This window comes from Collinsella sp. An2 (genome assembly GCF_002160065.1).
In the GTDB taxonomy this organism is placed as follows: Bacteria; Actinomycetota; Coriobacteriia; order Coriobacteriales; family Coriobacteriaceae; genus Limicola.
Map to the genome: position 1 here is coordinate 23637 of NZ_NFJW01000011.1, position 23757 is coordinate 47393.

The 23757-nt window shown below is 60.9% G+C and carries 18 protein-coding genes and 4 tRNA genes; 2 read left to right on the top strand and 20 right to left on the bottom strand.

Translation table 11 applies throughout. The annotated features are described in order from the left end of the window. Window positions 1-262 precede the first annotated feature (262 nt). Window positions 263-337, bottom strand: a tRNA-Val gene (locus B5F33_RS07780). A gap of 102 nt (window positions 338-439) precedes the next feature. Then, window positions 440-1363 carry a putative ABC transporter permease gene (locus B5F33_RS07785; RefSeq protein WP_087411242.1) on the bottom strand — a complete coding sequence of 308 codons (924 nt, stop codon included), beginning with the start codon at window positions 1361-1363 and terminating at the stop codon, window positions 440-442. Between the two features lie 387 nt (window positions 1364-1750). Here B5F33_RS07785 and B5F33_RS07790 point away from each other — a divergent pair. Continuing rightward, window positions 1751-1826: transfer RNA gene (locus B5F33_RS07790), tRNA-Gly, on the top strand. A 46-nt stretch (window positions 1827-1872) separates the two neighbouring features. Then, window positions 1873-1946: transfer RNA gene (locus tag B5F33_RS07795), tRNA-Cys, on the top strand. A 156-nt stretch (window positions 1947-2102) separates the two neighbouring features. Here B5F33_RS07795 and B5F33_RS07800 read toward each other — a convergent pair. The 18 genes from B5F33_RS07800 to B5F33_RS07885 form a co-directional block, all read right to left on the bottom strand. Next, window positions 2103-2831, bottom strand: a complete 729-nt coding sequence (locus tag B5F33_RS07800) for an anti-sigma factor antagonist (protein ID WP_087411243.1) — start codon at window positions 2829-2831, stop codon at window positions 2103-2105. Between the two features lie 29 nt (window positions 2832-2860). After that, window positions 2861-5242 carry a SpoIIE family protein phosphatase gene (locus tag B5F33_RS07805; RefSeq protein WP_087411244.1) on the bottom strand — a complete coding sequence of 794 codons (2382 nt, stop codon included), beginning with the start codon at window positions 5240-5242 and terminating at the stop codon, window positions 2861-2863. A 144-nt stretch (window positions 5243-5386) separates the two neighbouring features. Then, window positions 5387-5476, bottom strand: a tRNA-Leu gene (locus tag B5F33_RS07810). Between the two features lie 840 nt (window positions 5477-6316). Next, window positions 6317-7345 carry a dipeptide ABC transporter ATP-binding protein gene (locus B5F33_RS07815; RefSeq protein WP_087411245.1) on the bottom strand — a complete coding sequence of 343 codons (1029 nt, stop codon included), beginning with the start codon at window positions 7343-7345 and terminating at the stop codon, window positions 6317-6319. Beyond that, entirely contained in the window at window positions 7345-8475 is a 1131-nt protein-coding gene (locus B5F33_RS07820) for an ABC transporter ATP-binding protein (RefSeq protein WP_087411246.1), read from the bottom strand. The genes B5F33_RS07815 and B5F33_RS07820 overlap by 1 nt, the downstream gene beginning before the upstream one ends. 2 nt (window positions 8476-8477) lie before the next feature. Continuing rightward, window positions 8478-9389 carry an ABC transporter permease gene (locus B5F33_RS07825; RefSeq protein WP_343215926.1) on the bottom strand — a complete coding sequence of 304 codons (912 nt, stop codon included), beginning with the start codon at window positions 9387-9389 and terminating at the stop codon, window positions 8478-8480. Window positions 9390-9434: 45 nt separating this feature from the next. Continuing rightward, entirely contained in the window at window positions 9435-10454 is a 1020-nt protein-coding gene (locus B5F33_RS07830) for an ABC transporter permease (RefSeq protein WP_087411248.1), read from the bottom strand. A 137-nt stretch (window positions 10455-10591) separates the two neighbouring features. After that, window positions 10592-12292, bottom strand: coding sequence for an ABC transporter substrate-binding protein (locus tag B5F33_RS07835; protein WP_087411249.1), 1701 nt, complete (start codon window positions 12290-12292; stop codon window positions 10592-10594). 649 nt (window positions 12293-12941) lie between these two features. Next, window positions 12942-13196, bottom strand: coding sequence for a preprotein translocase subunit SecG (gene secG, locus B5F33_RS07840; protein WP_087411250.1), 255 nt, complete (start codon window positions 13194-13196; stop codon window positions 12942-12944). 144 nt (window positions 13197-13340) lie between these two features. Beyond that, window positions 13341-14087 carry a transposase gene (locus tag B5F33_RS07845; protein ID WP_204214473.1) on the bottom strand — a complete coding sequence of 249 codons (747 nt, stop codon included), beginning with the start codon at window positions 14085-14087 and terminating at the stop codon, window positions 13341-13343. 379 nt (window positions 14088-14466) lie between these two features. Further along, the gene (gene gpmI / locus B5F33_RS07850) at window positions 14467-16032 is read right to left on the bottom strand and encodes a 2,3-bisphosphoglycerate-independent phosphoglycerate mutase (RefSeq protein ID WP_087411251.1); all 1566 of its coding nucleotides are present in this window, start codon (window positions 16030-16032) and stop codon (window positions 14467-14469) included. After that, the gene (gene tpiA / locus B5F33_RS07855; RefSeq protein WP_087411252.1) at window positions 16032-16802 is read right to left on the bottom strand and encodes a triose-phosphate isomerase; all 771 of its coding nucleotides are present in this window, start codon (window positions 16800-16802) and stop codon (window positions 16032-16034) included. Before tpiA ends, gpmI begins: the two co-directional genes overlap by 1 nt. After that, window positions 16789-17985 carry a phosphoglycerate kinase gene (locus tag B5F33_RS07860; RefSeq protein WP_087411253.1) on the bottom strand — a complete coding sequence of 399 codons (1197 nt, stop codon included), beginning with the start codon at window positions 17983-17985 and terminating at the stop codon, window positions 16789-16791. Before B5F33_RS07860 ends, tpiA begins: the two co-directional genes overlap by 14 nt. A gap of 177 nt (window positions 17986-18162) precedes the next feature. Further along, a complete protein-coding gene (gene gap / locus B5F33_RS07865) occupies window positions 18163-19188 on the bottom strand; it encodes a type I glyceraldehyde-3-phosphate dehydrogenase (RefSeq protein WP_087411254.1) in 1026 nt (341 codons plus the stop codon). Between the two features lie 248 nt (window positions 19189-19436). Next, the gene (gene whiA, locus B5F33_RS07870; RefSeq protein ID WP_087411255.1) at window positions 19437-20363 is read right to left on the bottom strand and encodes a DNA-binding protein WhiA; all 927 of its coding nucleotides are present in this window, start codon (window positions 20361-20363) and stop codon (window positions 19437-19439) included. Between the two features lie 152 nt (window positions 20364-20515). Further along, complete coding sequence (gene rapZ / locus B5F33_RS07875) at window positions 20516-21457, bottom strand: RNase adapter RapZ (protein ID WP_087411256.1); 942 nt, start codon at window positions 21455-21457, stop codon at window positions 20516-20518. 439 nt (window positions 21458-21896) lie between these two features. Continuing rightward, window positions 21897-22583, bottom strand: a complete 687-nt coding sequence (locus B5F33_RS07880; RefSeq protein WP_087411257.1) for an N-acetylmannosamine-6-phosphate 2-epimerase — start codon at window positions 22581-22583, stop codon at window positions 21897-21899. A gap of 213 nt (window positions 22584-22796) precedes the next feature. Beyond that, complete coding sequence (locus B5F33_RS07885) at window positions 22797-23750, bottom strand: ROK family protein (RefSeq protein ID WP_087411258.1); 954 nt, start codon at window positions 23748-23750, stop codon at window positions 22797-22799. Between the last annotated feature and the right edge of the window lie 7 nt (window positions 23751-23757).

Genomic DNA, 23757 nt, shown 5'->3' on the forward strand with positions numbered 1-23757 from the left:
GCCGCGCGCCGGGCGCGCAATTGGCATGGTCATCCTCGCCGCCGCAATTGGCTTTTTCTGTGCGCATTACAGCCTTCCCCTGCTCGGGGCGCTCTACGGATAAGGCGGCAGCCGCGCCAAGCATTGTTGGCTGATCGTCTACATAATTCCGACAGCTCTCACACCGCCCACCGCTATTTCTAGAGCCCGCGAAACATTGGTGGACTGCCAGTGGACCAAACGAAAACAGGCCAGAGACGAAAGCCTCTGGCCTGTGACTTTGTGGTGGGCGTTAGAAGATTTGAACTTCTGACCTCTTCCGTGTCAGGGAAGCGCTCTCCCCCTGAGCTAAACGCCCGTTCAGGGTGCGCTCTTCAGCGCAGGTGATAATATACCGGACCGTTCCAAACCTGTAAAGCAGTTTTTTAAAAAAGATTTTCTTCGCCGATATCAACAGGCATCACTTATCCGAAACGGGAAGGTCCTCCCCTATCTTCATGTTCTCGAACGTCCGCTCCATGAAGCTGTCGTTAAAGTGCGTGTCCACATAGGCCTCAAAGGGATTGCGCGGCGGAATGCCCTCCACACGCTGACCGGCTCGCCAAAAACATGCCACCGTCATCACGATGTCCAGCGAGATGAACGCCGTCAGCAGCGCCACGACCACCTTCTGTCGACGCGAGGTCGGCTCACCTATGCGATAGATCATCTCGGGCATGATGACGCGGCACCACACCACACCCAGCAATCCCCACATAACGAGGAAGCGCCAGGCGACCCACTGCGTTATGTGGTCGGGCAGGCCAAGGTACGTCCACGATTGCAGGTGCGCGAAGTGCTCCATGCTCCAACCCGCAACCTGTTCGAGCGTGCCGCCCAGCGCGGCAGAAAGCAGGAAGAGCTGCCAGGCGGGGCGCTTGCGAAGCGGCCACAGCACCATGGTAAGCACCACGGCGCCAACGCCATACAGAGGCGAGAACGGGCCCCAGACAAGGCCTACGCGGCTTTCAAGAATGCCAAACGTCACCAACGTGTAGACCGTCTCGAGCACCAATCCAAGCACCGAGGCAACCAGGAACAGAATGATGTACTGATAAAAGCCGGGAGCCGAATCGTCAAGGAAATCCTCGCGCATCTGCAGGCGTGCCGCCCGGATGACACGCTGCTGCTCACGCGACACGCGCGAACGCAGATGCTTCCTGCGGCCGGTGCCGACCTCGGACCATACGGCATCTTCGTATACGCCCGCATCAAGACGTCCCTGACGAAGCATCTTCTTAAAGGATGCGCCAGCCGCGTGCTTGTCCTGGTACCGCTGCACCACTCCGGAGACGACGCGCGCAAGCAGAAACACCAGCAGGATGAGTAGCGAGATTCGGATCATGGAACCCCTCGTCGAAACAATGCTGCCACCGTGTATGACTAGGCGTCGTGTCAGCCGACGCACGCTGCCTATTCTACCTATCGGCCTAAACGGAAAGAAGAGGGTGGAAGGAACTTGAGCCTACCTTAAGAAATGGGGACGGCGAGGGTGGGTGGCAGGGATGCGCTGTCAGCGGCGTTAGGGTGGGCGGCGATGCCGCTCTGTCAACGGCGTTAGGGATGACGGAAGGTCCGCCCCACATCTCCCAAAAAGTTTTTCTAGCACCAATTGATACCGTTTACCTGCGGAGATGTTATCTGACACCTCGGTTTTGCCCACAAATCCAAACTTTTTTGAAAAACATGCTTGCACGCCCCCGGGAACCCGTGTATATTATCTCCCTGTCAAGCGGACATGGCTCAGTTGGTAGAGCACAACCTTGCCAAGGTTGGGGTCGCGGGTTCGAGCCCCGTTGTCCGCTCCATTGCATGTGAGAGGCCGGATGAACTATGCATTCGGCCTTTTTCATCGGCGACGTGGCCAAGTGGTAAGGCAGAGGCCTGCAAAGCCTTTACCCCCAGTTCGAATCTGGGCGTCGCCTCCAGAACTGTTCAGGGCACCTTCGGGTGCCCTTTTGTTACAGATGCTCTCGCGGGCTGGAAGGCCGGGCAGTACAAGCCAGAGGCCGACACGATGGCCACCCCCGCAGGATATACATGTATGGAAAGAAATGGCCACCCCACGTCGCAGCCATATGGCCTCAGGCGGCGAGCAGCTTCACGAGACGCACCACGGTACCCTGCACGTCGCCGCGGCGGCGCACCTCGACAGAGTCGACCAGCAGCCTCATAAGCTTGATGCCGCGACCGCGTTCCTCGGTCTCACGCGGCTCCTCATCGGCTGCAATCTCGTACCCTTCGCCGCAATCGCACACCTCGATCACCACGCGATCGTGATAGGCGCGCACGTTCATAACGCATCCCACGCCCGAGGTATGGTCATAGGCATTGCCAAGCGCCTCGCCCGCAGCAAGCGCTGTGTCATAGCAGGCATCGCGATCCATGGGCAAGGTCTGCAGAAGCTCCAGCAGACGGTGCCTGTAGCTCCCCAGGTTCTCAACCCCCGCGCGAATGGAGATACTCTTGCTCCACAGGGGCGACTCCCCCGGCGACAACACGGGAACAGGCGGACGGTCGGCCGGCGTCACATGCAGTACGTCCAACAGCCGGGCAATCTGCAAAAAGCGCACCACGGCCTGCGAGGCGTTCACCAGCGAAAGCAACCCGTCGTGCTGCATGAGGCGGCGAGCGCGAGAAAGCAGGAACGCCAGCCCCGTGGAATCGATGAACCCCACGTCGCGACAGTTCACCAGAATCCTTCGGGTACCATCGGCAATGAGGCCGTCGACCTCTTCACGCAGCAGGGGCACCGACGCGATGTCGATGTCTCTGCTCGGAGCAATAACGGCTATGTCGTTCCATTCACGCATACGGCTATGGTTCCCTCGATGTCGCGCGACTATTCAACACCCTGGCAATCGAGCCGAAGGGCAACCATGGCAATGTCGTCCTCAAGCGACGAGTCGGTGAAGCGATCAAGCTCGTCGAGCACACGCTCGCACAGCCCTTCGACGCCGTGACCGGCCTGCGAGAGCAGGATGTCGCGCAGGCGCTGCTCCCCAAAGAACTCGCCCTGGGCGTTGCGCGCCTCGATGGCTCCGTCGGTATACATAAACAGGATGTCGCCCGGGTCAAAGGTGAACGAGCCGCTGCGAAACGTCATGTCCTCGAACGCCCCGACCACGCCCGACTGCGTGCTCAGGAGCTCAATCTCGCCCGCATGAGCCCCGTCATGCGCTGGATCGTCCGCAAGGGGGTGAATGAGCATGGTGGGCGGATGCCCCGCCGAGCAATAGAGCGCCGAACGGCTGCGCAGGTCGATGTTTGCCACAAACATCGTCGCGAACGTCTCAACGCGCGAGAAGCTCATGAGCATGGCATTGAGCGAGCGCACCATCTGCACCGGGCTCGTCCCCTCCCAGGCATAGGCCGACAACGCCGTCTTCACGAGCGCCGACATGGAGGCGGCCTCGATACCCTTGCCCGAGACATCGCCCAGGATCATGACGGCGTGATCGTCCGGTAGCCGGATGAGCGTATAGAAGTCACCACCCACCAGCGCCTGCTGCGTAGCCGAAGAATAGAGCGAGTCGCTGATGATGCCCGGCACCGTCCCCAGCGAATTGCGCATGCCGATCTGCAGCGTCTGAGCAATGTGGGTGGTTTCCTTGCGCCGTACCATGTTTTGAGCGAAGAGCTCGACGTCGTGCGTCAACCGAACCAGATAGTCAAACTCGGCATCGTCGATGGGCTCTTGCGAGCTATCGCGCAAAAGCAGCAGCATCATCGGCGGACGCGACGTGTCAAACAGTACCAGCCCCTCTTCTTCGGAGGCCGGCTCCACCGGACGCATCTCCTGGGGATTAGCGGGACGACGGCGCAGGTCAAGAAACACGCCCTGGTTGGGCAATCCGTGGGAGTAGAGCCACTCCCCCGCCCGCGAGGTCCGGTCCACACGCGTGAGACGAAACGCCTTGAGTTCATCTTCTGTAGAAGACGATCTGCCCAACGGCGTGGTAAAGCGGTCGCGCAGCGATGCGCCGACACGGGCGGCGGGCGCCGTGGTCGAAAAGAACAGGCTGTCGATATCTGCCGGGAGCATCACCTGGCTTCCGCCCTCGTAATCAATCAGGTAGCCGCCAGACCGCTCGTCGTAGACAACGGGGCACACATGACAGGCAAGCACCCGGCGCACTTCGCCGGTGAGCTCATTCCAGGCAACCGTCTGGTCATCCTCGAAGGCATAGAGCATATCGCGCAGATGGTTGAGCGAGCGATTGAGCTCTGTCGTACGGCGCGAACGCAGCGCGGTGCTCAGGCTCACCAGCTCGATCGACAGATAGTCGCAGATGACCTCGAGTACGTTGACGTCCGACGAGCGCGGCATCGTGAAGCGCTTCCATCCCAGCTCGAGCACGCCCATAACCTGGGTGCCGAAGAACACCGGAACATCGATGAGCGTCTTGAAGGGAGGCATGTCCTGCACGCGAAGCTTGTGGCTTCGGCGCACGTCCAAATCGTAGAACGAGCCGGACTCGTAGCCTGGACCCTCCCCTGCGGGCACCACACTGAACCGGCAAGACCGCGACTGCCTGAGCACGTAGGTGGGAATACCCGCGCCGTAGGGAATGAACTCGGGAACATAATCATGCTCCAGACCGTGCGAGGCCCCGCGTAGACGGAAGCCGCCGCTCTCGGAGAAGTAAATCGTGGCACCGTCGGCATCCAACGCGTCGACCAAACGGTTTAGGACGCTGTCCAGCAGCGAGGGAAGGTCCTCGGCGCCCACGGTGGACATAATGACCGACAGGGTTCCCGACAGGCGCTTGTTGGCGGCCTGAAGCTCCGAGAGCACCCGCTGCATCTGGCGATTGTGGGCGTATTGCTCCTCGAGGCTGCGCATGACCACGAGCACGCGGCCTTTGGGCAGCAGGCGCTTGATGAAACTCGAGCGCTCGTCGGTGCGCAGCGGCGAAAGGGCAATGGCGCGGGCAAGCACCGGGATAAAAGAGCCGTCCGCCAATTTGAGCATGAGCGTGCAGTCCGAGCCGTCGAGCGCAAACGGCAGACGGTGGTCGGACGCGCGTTCAAACGACTCACTAAAGATAAGGTCTTTGATGTCGCGACCCACAAGGGCGTCACGCGACATCTTAGAGATAGCTACGAGCTGTCGATTGACATGAAGGACCGTTCCCGCTGCGTCGCAGATGGCCACGGCATCGCTTGTCAGCTCAACCAGCTGAGTAAGCAGCGTCGACTCGTTACGCCCCATGGTCTCCATGCGCACGCCCCTGTTCCTGCAACGTACGCCGGGCGGCCGAAACCCTATCGCATCTCCTGCTTGCATCCTAGCGTGCGCCGCATGAGCTCGAGTGGCCCAGATATGAAAAAACCCAAACCGTCGAGGGTTTGGGTATCAATTGCGTGGTGTCGGAGGCGGGACTTGAACCCGCATGACCGTAAAGTGGTCACTAGCACCTCAAGCTAGCGCGTCTGCCAATTCCGCCACTCCGACGTGGTTTCAGCAAGGAAGATAATAGCCTAAAGTCGCGCTGGGACGCAAGAGAAAATTTGAGAAAGTTTTTCGAGTGTCCCGTTTTATGTGAAATACAGCCATTGACCTGTAGGTTTACAAACATATCTCCGCTGAAACTCACAGTTCAGTCCTTATCGACGCGCTCAATCAACCGTCTCGCCGCTTTCATGCCAGCCGACGTCGCCCGGTACTCGTTCCCCAGCTGGACGCTTTACCTAAGTTTTATTCGCTCTACGCAGCTGAATGATGGCTTGTTTTGAAAATGAACCTGGTCAACTCTTCTGCCCGTTGGGCAACGAATCACTTGCCATGGAACGCTGTGGTCAAAAGGTGCGCCCAATGGGTACCGGCGCCACGTGAAAGGAATGCCCGTGGTCAAAACGACCGTCCGCTGGGTACATGGGGAATCAAATTCCGAGTCACGAAAGGCCTGGGGATGGAATTCATGCCCAGCGCTCACATATATTGACCAACTGGCCCTCCCCCAACGAATCACCCATACCCAGAGGACAACCACATTGACCACGCACCCATACCCACAACCTAGTCCCTACCCAGCGGGCAGCCCAAATGACCAGACGTACGCACCACCAACAAACAAGCTGCCCAGCAGAGATGGAAAATGACCAAGACCACAGGCGCCAGCAAAAGAGCCACCCACCAGAGGCGAACCCAGACAAGCCCTCAGTCCGCAAGCAAATACGCATACAAAAACGTGCCCCATACCAGCAGGCACGGGACACGCTATAGAACGGTTTCAACCAATGTCACGAAGTCGCAATCAAACTACCAAGCGCCGAATCGCAGCCTCTCAGACCCTTACAGGTCGATGTGCGACTCCTTGATGGGGAACTTCTGCGCAAAGTGGCAAGCGCAGTAGTGACCGTCAGCGACCTCTTTCCACTCAGGCTGCTCCTTCGAGCAAATCTCCTGCGCGATGGGGCAACGGGTGTGGAAACGGCATCCGGACGGAGGATCGATCGGCGAAGGCGGATCGCCGGCCAGAATGATGCGCTTGCGCGTCTTCTGGATGTCCGGGTCAGGCACCGGCACGGCCGACAGCAGGGACTGGGTGTACGGATGATGCGGCTCGGTGTAGAGCGTCCTCCAGTCAGAGACCTCGACCATCTTGCCCAGGTACATCACGGCCACGCGGTCAGAGATGTGCTGAACAACAGACAGGTCGTGCGCAATGAACAGATACGCCGTACCAAACTGATCCTGCAGGTCCTTCAGCAGGTTAAGGACCTGAGCCTGAATGGACACGTCGAGTGCAGAGACCGGCTCGTCGCAAATGATGAGCTTCGGACGCAGAGCGAAGGCGCGGGCGATGCCGATGCGCTGACGCTGGCCTCCGGAGAACTCATGCGGGTAGCGATTGATGTGCTCGGGGTTAAGGCCGACGACATCAAGCAGCTCGCGAACGCGGCGCATGCGCTCTTCTTTGGTGCCCACACCATGGATGGTCATGGGCTCCGAAACGATCTCGCCGATGGTCATGCGGGGATTCAGGCTCGCGTAGGGATCCTGGAAGATGAACTGCATGTTGCGACGCATCGCCTTGAGCTCTTTTTTGTTCATCGCGGCCACGTCGCGACCTTCAAAGAAGACCTTGCCCGACGTGGGGTTGGTGAGGCGCATGATGGTGCGGCCAGTCGTGGACTTACCGCAGCCAGACTCGCCAACCAGACCAAAGGTCTCGCCAGGATAGATCTCGAAGGAGACGTCGTTCACAGCGGAAACGACGCGCTTGGCAAAACGGCCGCCGAAGACTCCGGACTCAGCGGGGAACTCCTTGGACAGGTGCTCGACCTTCAGCAGAGGCGTCCTATCGGTGCTCTGGGCCATTATGCCTCACCTCCCTTCGAGGTGGAATCAAGGGTATCGGGGGTGCCGGTGGCAATCTTGCCACGCGAGCGCGAGGTGTCGGGAGCATTCTTCTTCACGAACTCGTCGTCGTCGGCGAAGTGGCACGCCGAATAGTGACCGGAAGGGCGGGTGTGATGCACCGGACGCTCGGTATGGCAGATGTCCTGCGCATAGGGGCAACGCGGCGCAAAGGGGCAGCCGGCAGGAAGGTTCACGAGCGACGGCGGGTTGCCGTGAATCGGGGTCAGCGGCTTCTTCTCGTCCACCGCCTGCTCAGGGATGGAACGAATGAGGCCCCACGTGTAAGGATGGCGGCTCTCATAGAAGATCTCGTCGGCGGTACCAAACTCGACCGGGCGACCGGCGTACATGACCATGATCTTGTCGGCCATGTCGGCCACAACACCAAGGTCGTGCGTAATCATAACGATCGCGTTGCCGTTCTTCTGCTGCATCTCCTGCATGAGCTCGATGATCTGAGCCTGAATGGTCACGTCAAGCGCCGTCGTGGGCTCGTCAGCGATCAGAATGTCCGGATCGCACGCGAGCGCCATGGCGATCATGACGCGCTGACGCATACCGCCAGAGAACTGGTGCGGATACTCGTTCACGCGCTTCTCGGGCTGGGGAATGCCAACCAGGTCCAAAAGCTCGGTGGCGCGCTTGAGCGCCTCCTGCTTGGAGTATCCACGATGCAGACGAAGGCCCTCGCCCACCTGCTTGCCGATCTTATAGACCGGGTTCAGCGACGTCATAGGGTCCTGGAAGATCATGGCGATGTCGTTGCCACGAACATGCTGCATCTCTTCCTCGGACATATCGAGCAGCGAATGGCCGCGGTACTTGACCGAGCCGCCCTCGATCTTTCCGGGAGGCATGGGGATGAGGCCCATGATGGTCATATGCGTGACCGACTTGCCCGAGCCGGATTCGCCAACCACGCCGAGGGTCTCGCCGCGGTCGAGCGTGTAGGACACACCGTCGACCGCGTGCACGACGCCGTCTTCGGTGTGGAAGTACATCTTAAGGTCATCGACCTCCAGAAGATGCTGCCCCTCAGGAATGGGCTGCGTCTTCAGATCGACGTAGTTCTTATCGTTCTTCTTCATGCTTATGCATCCTTCATCTTCACGTCGAGGGCGTCGCGCAGGCCGTCACCCAGCAGGGTGAAGGCGAGCACCGTGGTGAGGATGGCAAGACCAGGCATGATCATCATCCACGGGGCGGTCTGCAGATACGACTGGCCCGCCTGGATCATCGAGCCCCAGGTGGGGGTCGGCGGGGTCACGCCGAGGCCCAGGAACGACAGCGAGGACTCGGTAAGAATGGCGCTGCCGATGTTCATGGTCGCGTAGACCACGATGGAGGCGACGGAGTTGGGGAAGATGTGGCGCACGATGATGCGGAAGTCGGAGGCTCCCATGGCGCGCGCGGCGTCAACGTAATCGTTCTCCTTGACGGTGAGGATCGCCGAACGGAAGACGCGGGCAATCGATGGCCAGCCAAGAATACCGATGGCGATGAACACGTTCATAAGACCGTTACCCAAAGCAGCGATCATCGCAACGACGAAGAGCACGTACGGGAAGGCCAGGAACACGTCGGCGAGACGCATGATAATGGTGTCCCAGATACCGCCGTAGAATGCAGCGAGCGCGCCCATGACCAGACCGATGACCGTCGAGATGGAGGTCGCGACAACACCGACGGTGAGCGAGACGCGAGCACCATAGATGACGCGCACGAGAATGTCGCGGCCGTTCAGGTCGGTGCCGAAAGGATGCTCGGGCGACGGCGGCAGCAGCGAGGTGGTCGCGAGCTGCGTCGTGTCACTTGCGGTCGGCGAGCCAAGCCACTGCTGGGCCCAGAGGTCTGCCGTCACGGCAACAAGGATGACGAAGATGATCCACACGACGGCGATCACCGCGAGCTTGTTCTTACGAAGACGCTTGAAGGCGTCGCCCCACAGGGTACGGGACTTGGCACCCGAGACCTTAGCTTTGGTCTCGGCCTTGGCAGCCATGCCTCCGCGCTGGGTCGAACTAGGTTCTTGCATGCTTCCCTCCCCTTACGACTTGTCCTTGGGCGCGCCAAAGCGAATGCGCGGATCCAGGAAGCCGTAGCTGATGTCGACCAACAGGTTGATAACCATGACCACCACGATGATGATGGTGACGCCGCCCATAACGATGGGCCAGTCACGCTGGGTGATGGCACGGTAGATCTCGTAACCGATGCCTGGCCAGTTAAAGACCGTCTCGGTGAGGATGGCGCCGGAAAGCATGGAGCCGAAGTCGACGCCAATGTAGGTGACGACGGGGATAAGTGCATTCTTAAGCGCATGATGCACAATGACCGACCGGTTGGAGAGGCCCTTGGCGCGCGCGGTGCGGATGTAGTCCTGGTTCATGACGTCAAGCAGCTGCGAACGCATGATGCGCGCGGAGTACGCCATGGACACCGACGCCAGGGTGAAGGCCGGCAAAATGTAATACATCCACTCGGGATATGCGGAAGCGACGCCGCCGCCTGCTCCCGACAACGGGAGCACGTGCAGATAGACGCCGAAGAACAGCTGGAGCAACATGCCCAGCCAGAATGCCGGCAACGACACCATAATCGACGTGACGAGGGTCACGAGGATATCCCAGAAGGAATATCGCTTGATTGCCGAGATGATGCCCGCACCGATACCCATGATTGCCTCAAGGATAATGGCGCACACGGCAAGACGCGCCGTGTAGGGGAACTTATCGGCAAAGATGTCGGTCACCGGAAGCTTGCGCTGGTACGACCGTCCCAGATCACCATGGAACAGATCGACGATGTAGTTCACATACCGCTCGGGAAGCGGAACCGGAACGGGGTCGCCATTCTCGTCGAGGATGGGATCGCCGTTCTCATCAACCTGAACAAGATCATAGCTGACACGCATCTGGAGCTCGACGGCCGGGTCGAGCACCTTGTCACCAGCGATCATCTTGATCGGGTCGCCCGGTACAACGTTCTGCAGCAAGAACAGAATGAGCGTCACGCCGAAGAACACCGGGATGAACTGCAGCACACGCTTTAGGATGTACTTTCCCATAGATAAAACTCTCCAGTCATGTGGCTGAAACAAGGTACGGGATGCCACTCTTGGGTAAGACTGACATCCCGTATGACGAATGTTCAGTATGCCAAACTGGCTACTACATTACAATCCTTGCCTCACGAAGGCTGCGATTAGGCAAGCTCAGCCTCGGACAGATCGGCCTTCTTCAGCGGGTCGATGTAGAGGTGAGCGATGCGGTCGGAGCCAGCGATCTGATGCGTGTAGAAGTTCAGCGGGATGACCGGGTTGTCCTCACCGATGATGGCGTCGGCCTGATGCATGAGGTCGATACGCTGGTCGGTATCGACGGTGGCGCGAGCCTGGTTGATGAGCTCGTCGACCTCGGGGTTGCTGTAACCGGAGCGGTTGTCGCCACCGAGGGAGTCGCTGTGGAACAGCGGATACAGGAAGTTGTCGTAGATCGGGTAGTCCGCGATCCAGCCCAGACGACCGAACTGGTAGTTGAGGTCCTGATACTCGGTCAGAATGGCAGCCCACTCCTGGGTGTCGGAGGTGCAGGTGATGCCGACAGCCTCGAGGTCGGAGATGACCGACTCCATGATGGCCTGGTGACCACCGTCGAGGTTGTAGGAGAGCTGCAGGGTGATGCCACGCTTGCCGTCGCCATCCGCAGGATAGAGCTGGTCGAGCAGCTCGATAGCAGCAGCCTGGTCATACTTGCAGTAGGGCCACATGCCCTCCTGGTAGCCGTCGATGCCCGGAGGAACGATGCCGTCGGCGGGCGTACGGGTGCCGGAGAAGATGCTGTCGCAGATGGCCTCACGGTTGATGGCCATGGAGATGGCACGACGGAAGTCGGCGTTGTTGAACGGCTCCGCGGTGTTGTTGCAGGTGAGGTAATAGGTGGAGGGCTCAGAGCCAAGCAGCATGTGCTGGCCGTCGCTCATGGTGTAGCCGTCCTCGGAGACGCCGCGGTCGGACTTGGCGGCATCGATCTGAGCGACCGGGACATCGCAGACGTCGAGGTTGCCGGCCTGGAACTCGCGGTAAGCGGTCTCCTGGTCACGCTGGATGGAGAAGTGCACGCCGTCGAGCTTGGCAGTGGTGCCATAGTAGTCGTCATAGCGGACGACGTTGATCTCCTGGCCGTCCTCCCACTTGCCGTCCATCTTGAACGGGCCGTTGCCGATGGGCGCGAGGTAGTAGTTCTCGGCATCGGTGTCGGCAGCCTCGGGCACCGGCGAAAGGGCCGGGTGAGAGACGACGTAGGCGAAGTCAGCGTAGGGGTTGTTGAGGTCCACGACGAGGGTCTGGTCGTCGGGGCAGGTAACGCCGGTCAGCTCGGTCGCAGAACCGTCGAGGAGCTCCTGATAACCCTTCACGACGGAGAGGTGGTAGGAAATCTCGGACGGGCCGTAGATAGAGGCAACAGCGGACGAGGGGTTGACGATGCGCTCCCAAGCGCGCTTGAAGCTCTGAGAGGTGACGGCCTCGCCGTTGTGGAACGTGGCCTCCTTCAGATGGAAGGTGAACTGGGTGGCGTCGTCGTTGGACTCGAAGGACTCGGCGGCAAGACCGACGATCTCGCCCTTCTCGAAGTCATACTCGGTCAGCGTGTCGAACAGCTGGAAGACGACCTGAATGCCCTGGTCCTCCTGGGCGTTGTACGGGTCGATGCACACCGGGTTGTTGATGTAGTAGTTGAGCGTGTTGCCAGCTGCGGGAGCGGAGTCGCCACCGGTGCTGCTGCCAGCGTTGCTCGCGTTGTTGTTGGAGCAAGCAGCCAGGAACGCGAGCGAGCTCGCAGCAAGGGTGCCGCCAACGAAGGCGCGACGACCCACCACCGGCTGGTTGATCTTCGAATCTGCCATGCCATCCTCCTTCTAGTGGATACCTTTCGAGACCCAGCCCCGAGAAGCCCTATCTCCCCGGTACCATTGTGCTGAATCCCGAAACGTCTTCCCGTTGCCACAGCGGCGACAGTCAGACGTTTGCTTGTAAACTTTACCTCAGTTTCTGTATATTTTGTTCGCTCTTTCCGCTAACGCCTTAGATTTACTTTATCTGAGCGCAGCGAAATGGCAATTTACAGGGCGTCATATGCGGTTTTGCAACATGTGCATACTCCATGGACGCGTAGCACATTCGAAACATTCGCTGCGTCATGTCACGGGTGCTCGTGCCGCACGCATATGCAGGTTGCTGTTATATGCATCTTTCACCCGTATAAACACTTGTATATACCGTCTTTAGCAAAGCAGCCGGGAGGCTCCACCCATTGTGGAACCTCCCGGCTGTCTGGAAACGTTTTCGTTGTGGCGCCGCTTGAGCCGCTGCGACGTAATCCTTGCCGCGGCTTGACCCGGAGAGTGACCGTGCCCTCCCCCACATGTTTCGAGGGGTGGTGCGTGGTTAACCGGGTGATGCCGATGTCACATCGACATGTTCGCTATTCGTTCGCCTGGTTGCGAGAGGTGGCGGTGCGTTTGAAGCGGGCTGCCTCGCGCGAACCTGTATCCCTTAGATACCGACGATGCCCTGCGGGAAGAAGAACATGCACAGCACGATGCACACGACGAACACCGCGGTCACGATGACCGTGAGCTTGTCGAGGTTCTTCTCCATAATGCCCGTAGCGGCGCTCGCGTTATAGAGCGAGCTAGCAATCATATCGGACACGCCGGTGCCCTTGCCGGAATGCATAAGCACGAGCGCGATGAGCGCGATGGCGGAAAGCGCCCACACGATAAAGATGACGATCTGAAGCGGTCCCATGGGGATAAACTCCTAACCTACCCTGTCGTAGAAACGTTCAACACTGTATCACACTCTCCCCACCCTCGCCATTCCTCCTTCACCTTACCACGCGCCATTGGGGACGGGTACAAATGACAGATACGTCGCTTTCGATGCGCCCCCTTACGCTCCCCCTGTCATTTTGCCGATGTGATACCGACCCACTCCAGTCAGGCGCTCTATCGTTCGTATCGAGAATCCCGCAGCTCGAAGCCTCTTCAGGCACCGATCACGTTCGGCAGCGGGCAGCTCTTTCACCTTGTCCGGCCTGATTCCCCGCAACACAAATACCGCCTCGTTTGCAGCATCCTCATCCTGTCGACCAGGTCTGCCTTCAAAAGCGTAGTCATCGTCACCATAATTCACACTGAACCGCGTAAACGCGTCCTTTCCACCCAGCAGGTCAAGCAGCATGCCAGTATCTGCGATTTTGGCATCCCCTGTATATTCACGATAGCTGCTCCACTTGTAGGAATCACGCGCGCAGCCAAACGCCTGCGGATTATCGTGGATGTAGCGGACCGCCTGCAGCAGATACGCCTCGGTCTCGAGGGCTTTGCTCTTGAATCTACCTTCAAAGAGAGCGCCCACGTGGCCGGTCTTCGCATTGATATACCGTGCATACATACTGGAAAACCGGTGCATCATGGAGGATAAATGATCCGATACGTCGGACAACAGTAGATGAACGTGGTTGTCCATCAGGCACCACGCGACGATCTGAATCGAATCGATATCAGCCGCCCGCCTGAGCAAACGCAGAAACTCGCGCCGATCTTCGTCGTCGTAGAAAATCGTCTGTCTACCATTGCCCCTCAGCACCACATGGTAGAACCCCGATTCGGATTTAACGCGCGCCTGTCGTACCATAGCCCTCACGTCCTGCGTCCTTTATGGCAGCCCGCTTATGTGGATGATGTGCCACCCGAATCAGGCGTCGCTATAGCAAGCACCGGCGACATCTCTCCGCAGCGATTTCCCATTTGGATAATGGGATATTCATACCCGAAATCTTTGCAGGTAGTATGCACGATTATGAACGCGCCCCATTTCGCCATTGGGGACGGGTACAAATGGCTGATTCAGCGCTCCATTGAGTGGCGGGAGCAAATGGCAGACGCGCTAGATCGCGCCAGATACCGAATCTGTCATTTGTACCCGTCCCCAATGGCGAAAGGGCCGCTGCAGGCTGTGTGCTGCAGCGGCCCTTTACTCGATCGAAGATAACCTCAACCCAATACGAATCAGGCTACTCCTCGGTGGCGAGCACGCGACCGGTCATCTCGGCGGAAGGCTCGAGACCAGCCAGGGTGAGCATCGTCGGGGCGATATCGGACAGACGACCGTCCTCGATACCCGTGAGCTTCGCGTTCGGGTCGACCACGATAAACGGCACGCGGTTGGTGGTATGCGCTGTAAACGGATGCTTCTCACCGGCGTCGTCCACGTCATACATGTGGTCGGCGTTGCCGTGGTCGGCAGTGATCAGCGCAAAGCCGCCCTTGGCAAGAATCGCCGGAATGACCTTCGACAGACCGTCATCAACAGCCTGAACAGCCTTGACGGCGGCGTCGAAGACGCCCGTGTGACCAACCATGTCGCAGTTGGCGTAGTTCACAATGTAGAAGTCCGCGCGGTCCTCGTTGATGGCCTGGACGAGCTTCTCGGTAACCTCGGGCTCCGACATCTCGGGCTGCAGGTCATAGGTAGCAACCTTCGGCGAAGGAACGAGCACACGCTCCTCCCCCTCCTTGGGCTCCTCCACGCCGCCGTTTAGGAAGAACGTCACGTGAGCGTACTTCTCGGTCTCGGCGGTGTGCAGCTGCTTCAAGCCGTTCTGCGCGATGACATCGGCAAACACGTTCTCGGGGAAGGTCTTGGGGAAGGCCACCTCGACGTTCTTGAACGTGTCATCGTACTCGGTCATGGTGACGAAGTGCGAAAGCTTAGGCGCAACCTTGCGCTCGAAGCCGTCGAAATCCTCCTCGGTGAAGGCGCGCGTCATCTCACGAGCACGGTCGGGACGGAAGTTGAAGAACACCATGGCGTCGCCATCCTGCACGCCCTCGTTGTGGCATGCGAACGGCTCGATGAACTCGTCGCCGCGCTCGTCCTTCTCGTAGTACGCCTTGACGCCCTCGACCGGGTCGGTGTCAACGTCGGACGGAAGGGTCACGACATCGTAGGCGCGCTCGACGCGCTCCCAACGGTTGTCGCGGTCCATGGCCCAGTAACGACCGGACACGGTAGCGATGCGAGCGTCGACCTCGGCGTACGTGGAGAGCGCCTCGAGGTTCTGCTTCAGCGTCTCGATATAGCCGGCACCGGAGTGCGGGTCGACATCGCGGCCGTCCATGAAGCAGTGGAAGCGGATGTGCTTCACACCATGGATGGCGGCGATGGCAGCAAGGTTCTCGCCGTGGCGCTGCATGGAGTGCACGCCGCCCGGGGAGACGAGACCCAGCAGATGCAGGGTCTTGCCGCTCTTGGCAACGTCGTCCATAGCGGACACGAGCGTGGGGTTCTCCTCGATGGAGCCATCGACAATCGCGTTGTTGATGCGCGAGAGCTCCTGGAACACGATGCGGCCCGCGCCGATGTTCAGGTGGCCGACCTCGGAGTTGCCCATCTGGCCCGCAGGCAGGCCAACGTCCTCGCCGGACGCGCCGAGCGTGGTGTGAGGATACTTCTCCCACAGCTCGTCCAGGAAGGGCTTGTTCGCCTTGTAGACGGCGTTGTTGTCGCCCGCAGGAGCCAGGCCAAAGCCGTCCATGATGACGAGGAGCGCCGGAAGATGACGCTTGTTCTCAGCCATTACTCAGCCGCCTTCTCAACCATAGCCGCGAAGCTCTCGGCAACGAGGGAAGCGCCGCCGACGAGCGCGCCGTCAACGTCCTCCTCGGCCAGGAAGCCAGCGATGTTCTCGGGCTTGGCGGAACCGCCGTACAGGATGCGGATGCCGGCCGCGGTCTCCTCGCCAAAGATCTCGACGAGGGTCTTGCGGATCGCGCCGCAGACCTCCTGGGCGTCAGCCGCAGTAGCGGTCTTGCCGGTGCCGATGGCCCAGATGGGCTCATAGGCGACGACGTACTTGGACGGATCGGTGATCTCGAGGCCCTCGGTGTCCTTCTTGATCTGGTCGACGACGAACTCGACGTGCTTGCCGGCCTCGCGGACCTCAAGGGACTCGCCGCAGCAGCTGATGGGGGTGATGCCAGCAGCCATGAGCGCCTTGGCCTTCTTGTTGATCTCCTCGTCGGTCTCGTGGAAGTAGTCACGACGCTCGGAGTGGCCGATGATGCAGTAGGTGGCGTCAACGCTCTTCAGCATGTCGCAGGAGGTCTCGCCGGTATAGGCGCCCTTGGCCTCCCAGTGCACGTTCTGGCCGCCCAGCTTGATGGCGCTGCCGGCGATCTTGTGCGAGGTGCAGGCAAGATCGATGGTCGGCGGGCAGATGACGACCTCGACGGAGTCGGTCGCGGGGACCTTCTCCACGAGCGCCTCGGCAAGCTCCTTGGCAGCCGGGACGTCGTTGTTCATTTTCCAGTTGCCTGCGATGAGGCGGGTGCGCTTACTCTGCGTCATTGAGAGCCTCCACTCCCGGAAGGGCCTTGCCCTCGACGAGCTCCATGGAGGCGCCGCCACCCGTGGAGATCCAGGACATCTTGTCGGCCAGGTTGAACTTGTTCACAGCCGCGACGGAGTCGCCGCCACCGATGATCGAGGTGCAGCCCTCGTTAGCAGCAACAGCCTCGGCAACGGCCTGGGTGCCGTGCGCGAACTGATCCATCTCGAAGACGCCCATGGGGCCGTTCCAGAAGATGGTCTTGGCCTCGGCGATGGCGTCGGCATAGAGCTTCTCAGTCTTGGGGCCGATGTCCATGCCCATGCGGTCCTCAGGGATCTTGTCGGAGTCGACGACCTCGCCCACAGCGTCCTCACCGAAGTGATCGGTCACGACGTTGTCGACGGGCAGCAGGATCTTGACGCCCTTGTCCTCGGCCTTCTTGAGCATCTCGCCAGCGCGCTCGACCCAGTCGGGCTCCTGCAGGGAGGTGCCGACGGTGTAGCCCTTGGCCAGGAAGAAGGTGTAAGCCATGCCGCCACCGATGATCAGGGTGTCAGCGGAGTCGATGAGGTGATCGAGCACACCGATCTTCGAGGACACCTTGGAGCCGCCGACGATAGCGACGAAGGGACGCTCGGGCTCGGCGAAGATGCCGGTCAGGGTGTCGACCTCCTTCTCAAGCAGGAAGCCGGCGACGGCGGGCAGGTACTGGGCCGGGCCCACCACGGAGCCCTGAGCGCGGTGCGCGGTGCCGAAGGCGTCGAGCACGAAGATGTCGCCATAAGAAGCGAGGATCTTGGCGATCTCGGGGTCGTTCTTCTTCTCGCGCTTGTCGAAGCGGACGTTCTCGAGCACCAGGATGTCGCCCGGCTCGAGCGCGTCGACGGCAGCCTTGGCCTTCTCGCCGTAGGTGTCGTCGACAAACTTGACCTCATAGCCCGTGAGCTCGGCGAGCTTGTCGGCAGCCGGCTTGAGCGAGAGCTCGGGCTCGGGGCCGTCGCCCTTGGGGCGGCCAAGGTGGCTCATGAGGATGATCTTGGCGTTGTGCTCCTTGAGGTACTTGATGGTGGGGATGGCCGCGCGCACGCGGGTGTCGTCGGTTACGACGCCATCCTTCAGCGGCACGTTGAAGTCAACGCGCATAAGGACGCGCTTGCCGTCGACATCGATGTCGCGGACGGTCTTCTTGGTGAAAGCCATATGCAATCTACCTTTCTATTAATCGGGCAGCGCACCGCCATCCCCGCACGAAGGCGGTCTTGGCGCCCGGCGCTGCAGCCGGTCCAAAACAAAAGGGCGCGACCTTAGGGCATAAAGCCTTGAGGCCGCGCCCTCTCATCTCAAGACGCTAACGAAAGCTCGTGTGAAGCGGCAAGCCTAGCCGACGAACTTCTCGAAGTACTTGATGGTGCGGACCATCTGAGAGGTGTAGGAGTTCTCGTTGTCGTACCAAGAGGTGACCTGGACGAGGGTCTGGCCGTTGCCGAGGTCAGAAGCCATGGTCTGGGTGGCGTCGAAGATCGAGCCGTGGGTCTCGCCGATGATGTCGGAGGAGACGATGTCGTCCTCGTTGTAGGCGAAGGTCTCGGGGATGGTCTCGGCGTAGGCCTTCATAGCGGCGTTGACCTCGTCGGCGGTGACCTTCTTGTCAACGACGGCGTAGAGGTTGGTGATGGAGCCGGTCGGGGTCGGGACGCGCTGAGCGGCGCCGATCAGCTTGCCGTTGAGCTCGGGGAGCACCAGGCCGATGGCCTTAGCAGCACCGGTGCTGTTCGGCACGATGTTGCAAGCGCAGGCGCGGGAACGACGCTTGTTGCCCTTGCGCTGCGGGCCGTCGAGCGGCATCTGGTCGCCGGTGTAGGCGTGAATGGTGGTCATGATGCCGGAAACGATGGGCGCGAAGTCGTTCAGACCCTTGGCCATCGGGGCGAGGCAGTTGGTGGTGCAGGAGGCGGCGGAGATGATGTCGTCCTCAGCGGTCAGCTGCTCGTGGTTGACGTTGTACACGATGGTCGGGAGGTCGTTGCCCGCAGGAGCGGAGATGACAACCTTCTTGGCGCCAGCGTTGATGTGAGCCTGGGCCTTGGCCTTGGAGGTGTAGAAGCCGGTGCACTCAAGCACGACGTCGACGCCGAGCTCGCCCCACGGCAGGTTGTTGGCGTCGGCCTCCTTGTAGATGGTGATCTCCTTGCCGTCAACGGTGATGGAGCTCTCACCAGCGGTGATCTCGTGCTCGCGAGCATAGTTGCCCTGCGTGGAGTCATACTTCAGAAGGTAAGCGAGCATGTCGGGAGAGGTGAGGTCGTTGATGGCGACGATCTCGGAGCCCTCGTGACCGAACATCTGACGGAATGCCAGACGGCCAATGCGGCCGAAGCCGTTGATAGCAACCTTTACTGCCATGTGTGTCTCCTTTCGTAGGGATCCCGCGGGCTGGTTGTCCGCTGTCGGAACCCACAAACTAACCACTCACTCAATATACCTTTTTTTGGAAATCTCATTCGCGTCATTGGGGACTTTTTGAGTAAAGGTTCGGTATAAAAACGTTTTAAAACACCAGCTCAAAGATAGGTTTAAACGCTTCAATTATCTCTGGGGGCACCTTCCGCGCACCCCAAGGACAAGCCGGTCCCCACGAAGGGCGAGCGTGCTCAGCCTTCTTCCAGCAGTTTTTCCAACCGAAGAACACGGTGGTAGAGCGCCGACTTCGAAAGCGGCGGCTCGGCCATCTGCCCCAGGTCGCGCAAAGACAGATCTGGGTAGGCCTCACGCAGGTCGCAGAAGTCTGCCAGCGCCCGCGGAAGCGTGTCGCGCAGCCCGCGTGCCCGCAGCTCGGCTATGAGCTCAAGCTGATGCTGGGCGGCTCCCGCACTCCTGGTCTGGTTAGCGACCTCGGCATTCACGCGTCGGTTCACGTCGTTTTTCACCGACTTCATGGCACGCGCCTCTTGGATGTCCCCCACGCTTCGGCTTGCCCCCACCGCCTGAAGCAACCGGCAGATGTCCTCGGCGCTCTTGATATAGACGGCATATGCGGCCCTGCGACGGTTGACGCGCGCCTTAACCCCTTCCTGCGCAATGAGCGCGGCGAGCGCCTGGGCGAATTCCTCGCCCTGCACCGCGATTTCCAGATGAAAGTCGCCGCGCGGGTCCGCGACGAATCCACCTGCGATGAGCGCGCCGCGTATGTAGGACAGCCGGCAGCAGGGACGCGACACGACATGCCGCGGTATGCCTGTAACCAAGCCGCCCCGCCGGTCGAGGATTCCCAGCAAGACGAGCGCTTTATCGAGCCCGGGCTGGTCGGGCAGTGTGATGAGATAGTTGCGCACCTTGTGCAGGACGGAGCGCCGCACCGTGAACTCCGTCTTGAGCTTGAGCACCGAGTGCGTGAGCGCGATCATCGTGCGCGCCACGGCACCGGTCTCGGTCGCGACGGCAAGCCGGTAGCTTCCCGGCCCTGCAATGGAAAGCGTGCCGCACACGCGAGTGAGCGCCGCCAGCGTCGCGAGCCCGCAGTACTCGCAGGTCGGCTCGCAGCGCGCGAGCTCGTCACGCACCTCGGCGGTAAACGACATCTCATCTCCTCCCTCTTAAGCATGGTTCCTGATAATAAGCATCGGGCTTCCATCATTGCCGCCTGCCATTGGGGACGGGTACGGTTGGCAGACGGCCCGGCCGCCGGGCATCTGCCAACCGTACCCGTCCCCAATGGCAGGCCCGTCGGCAACTAATGAGCCTCGCCCGTCGCGGTCATGTTGGCGCGCGGCAAGTCGCGATGCGAGATGCTCACGTGGTAGTGCTGACGCTCCAGATAGCGCGCCGTCGCCTCCGCAATCGCCACGCTGCGATGCTGGCCACCCGTGCAGCCGATGGCGATGGAGAGCTGCGGCTTGCCCTCGGCGACGTAGCCCGGCATGACGGCATCGAGCAACCGGAACCAAGCGTCCAAAAACTCCTTGGTCTTAGGGTGGTCGAGCACGAAGCTCGAGACCTTCTCATCGAGGCCGGTGAGACTGCGCATGTCGGGGTCATAGAAGGGATTGGGTAGGAAGCGCACGTCGATCATGATGTCGGCCTCCACGGGCATGCCGTGCTTGAAGCCAAACGAGAATACCTGGACGTCCATTAGCTGCTGGTCGGTGAGCTCGGAAAACGCCATGCGGAGCTTCGCGCGAAGGGCCGAGGTACGCATGCGGCTCGTGTCGATGATCATGTCGGCGCGGGCCCGCACGCTTGCCAGCTGCGTACGCTCTCGCTGGATGGCGTCGGCCGTGGTCTCCCCCGGCTTGGCCAGCGGATGACGCCTGCGGTTTTCGCTATAGCGACGCATGAGCACTTCGTCGCTTGCTTCCAAAAAAACGATCTTGCAGGACATCTCATGTTCTTCAAGCGAGGTGATGGTATCCAGCAGCTCGTCGAACAGGCCTTGGCTGCGCAGGTCGCAGGTCACGGCAAGGTGACGTCCCACACCGGTGTTGATGCCCACGAGCTGGGCCAGCTGCAAGATGAGACGCGGCGGAAGGTTGTCGATGCAGAAATAGCCCATGTCTTCGAAGACATGCATGGCCTGGGTGCGTCCCGAGCCCGACATGCCCGTGATGATCACAATATCCGGCACGCGATCGGCGAGCTCGGCCGCGGTGATGGAATTCTGGTCCGCATCTGCCATGGGAAGCCTCTTTCGACGAGCAACGTTGCAATAGAAAAAACTGCTCACCAGTATACCCGGCCCGTCCATGTCGTGGCTTACTGGACACGACGCACATCCACCCGACTTTCGAGACGACGAACACCGGAGCACCCCTCGACATCAGAAACAAGTCGTACAGATATGGATGCGAGGGCGCCGCGTCCCAGGATGCCGTGAGGGGATGCGATGCGGAGCTATATTGCGGCAATCCACACGCATCATGCCTGGATTGTGGCAATCCACACGCTCAAGGGCCTCTAGAAGGGGTCTGAGCGTGTGGATTGCAGCAATATAGAGCCCGCGCGTGTATATTGCTGCACAACCGCGGCCGCATGATGCCCCGCAGCCAAAACGGGCCCGCCTCCCCCATGGGAGACGGGCCCGTCGACACGCTGCCAATCGATCTGTAAGTCGTGCGCTACGCCTCGAGCGCGGCCTTGAACCAGGAGGTCAGGCTCGTGGGGTGCGTGATGGCGGTTCCCACCACGACGGCCCAGGCGCCGGCGTCGATGGCGGCGCGGGCCTCCTCGGGCGTATGTACACGCCCCTCGCACACCACGGGGAAGCCGGGGAACTCCTCGGCCGCCTGACGCAGCAGCGGCAGATCGGGACCGTCGGCCATGGTGCAGTCGATTGCCGCCACGCCGTGCGAGAGCGTGGTCGAAACGATGTCAAAGCCCATGTCTACCGCGCGACGGATGTCATCGATGGTCATGCAGTCAGCCATGGTGAGGACGCCCTCCTCCTTGAGCGGAATCAGGGTGTCGGCAACGGTCTTGCCGTCCGGACGGGGGCGGTCGGTAGCGTCGATGGCCACGATGTCGGCGCCGGCGGCGACGCAGGCACGCGCATGGCGGAGCGTCGGGGTGATGTAGACGCCCTCGTGCCCCTCTTTCCACAGACCGATGACCGGGACCTCCGTGCGGCCCTTGATGGCCGCGATGTCGGAGAGGCCCTGGCAACGGATGGCGGCGGCGCCGCCCAGCTCGCAGGCGCGAGCCATTTGGGCCATGGTCTCGGGATTGCGCAGCGGCTCACCCATATAGGCCTGCACGCTCACGATGAGCTTGCCCTTGAGAGATTGAATCAGCGGATCGATTGCCATAGGATCCGTCTCCTTTCAGCATGTTACGAAATGGTTCAACTCCGAGGCCGGACGGCCGTACGCACGGCGACCGCCAGTAAAACGAAGGTGCGATGCCCCATCAATCGCCGGGTTTCCCAAGTGCCGCAGGTTCGTGCGAACGAGGAGGGAGCACGCCTTGCGTGCGGCGACCGACGAGTGAGCGCGAAGATGCGGTGCTTGGGGAAGCCGAACCTAGCATTCAGCGTAGCCTGAGAGCACAAAGTTCTCCGCCGCACCGATAAGCGGCGCATCTCCACCCAGCTCGCCATCGACGACGGGCGTCGTCGCAACCGGCGGCATGGCCTGGCCCTTGAAGGCCTCCTTCATGGCGTCCGACCAATCCGGTCCGCACTGTGCGACCGAGCCGGAAAGGATCACGCAGGCGGGGTCGAGCATGTTGCACATGCTGCCCAGCACTTCGCCAAGCGCGCGGCCAGCACGGGCCTCGGCAGCCTTCGCGGCCTCGTCGCCCGCGGCGGCACGGCGATCGATCTCGGCGCCGTCCATGGGCTTGCCGTCAAACGTCTCGTCGCCGCCGAGGCGAATGTACTCTGCGATGATACCGGGACCCGCGGCGATGGGCTCGAGGTGCCCCGTCGCGCCGCAGGAGCACGGCACGCCGGCCGCTGCCGGGCAGCACACGTGACCGATATGGCCCGCCTCGTCATGCGCGCCGAGCATGATGTGCCCGTGCTCCACGAAGGCGCCGCCGATGCCGGTACCCACGGCCGCCACCAGGCAGCTCTCCTTGCCGCGGCCGCCGCCCCAACGCGCCTCGCCGAGTGCGTGCGCGTGAACGTCGTTGAGCACACGGCAGGCAAAACCCGTCGCCTTGGTAACCTCGGTCGCAAGCGCGGTGCCGCCCCAGCCGGGCATGAGCTCATTGGCAAAGGTGATGTCGCCGGTGCGCGGGTTCACCACGCCGGCCGACGAGATGCCCACGCCGGCAACCTCTCCATCGGCGCGCTCGATCGCAGTCTTCACCTGCTCGATGACGGTGGCCAACACGTGCTCTCCGCCCTTCATGGCGTCGGTCGGCACCTTCTCGACCTTTTCGATGACGGGAGCGTCCCCGCCGAGCGTCACGAGGCCGCACGCAATCTTCGTGCCGCCGATATCAACCGAAACGATGGTCTTCGTGTCCATGGCAACC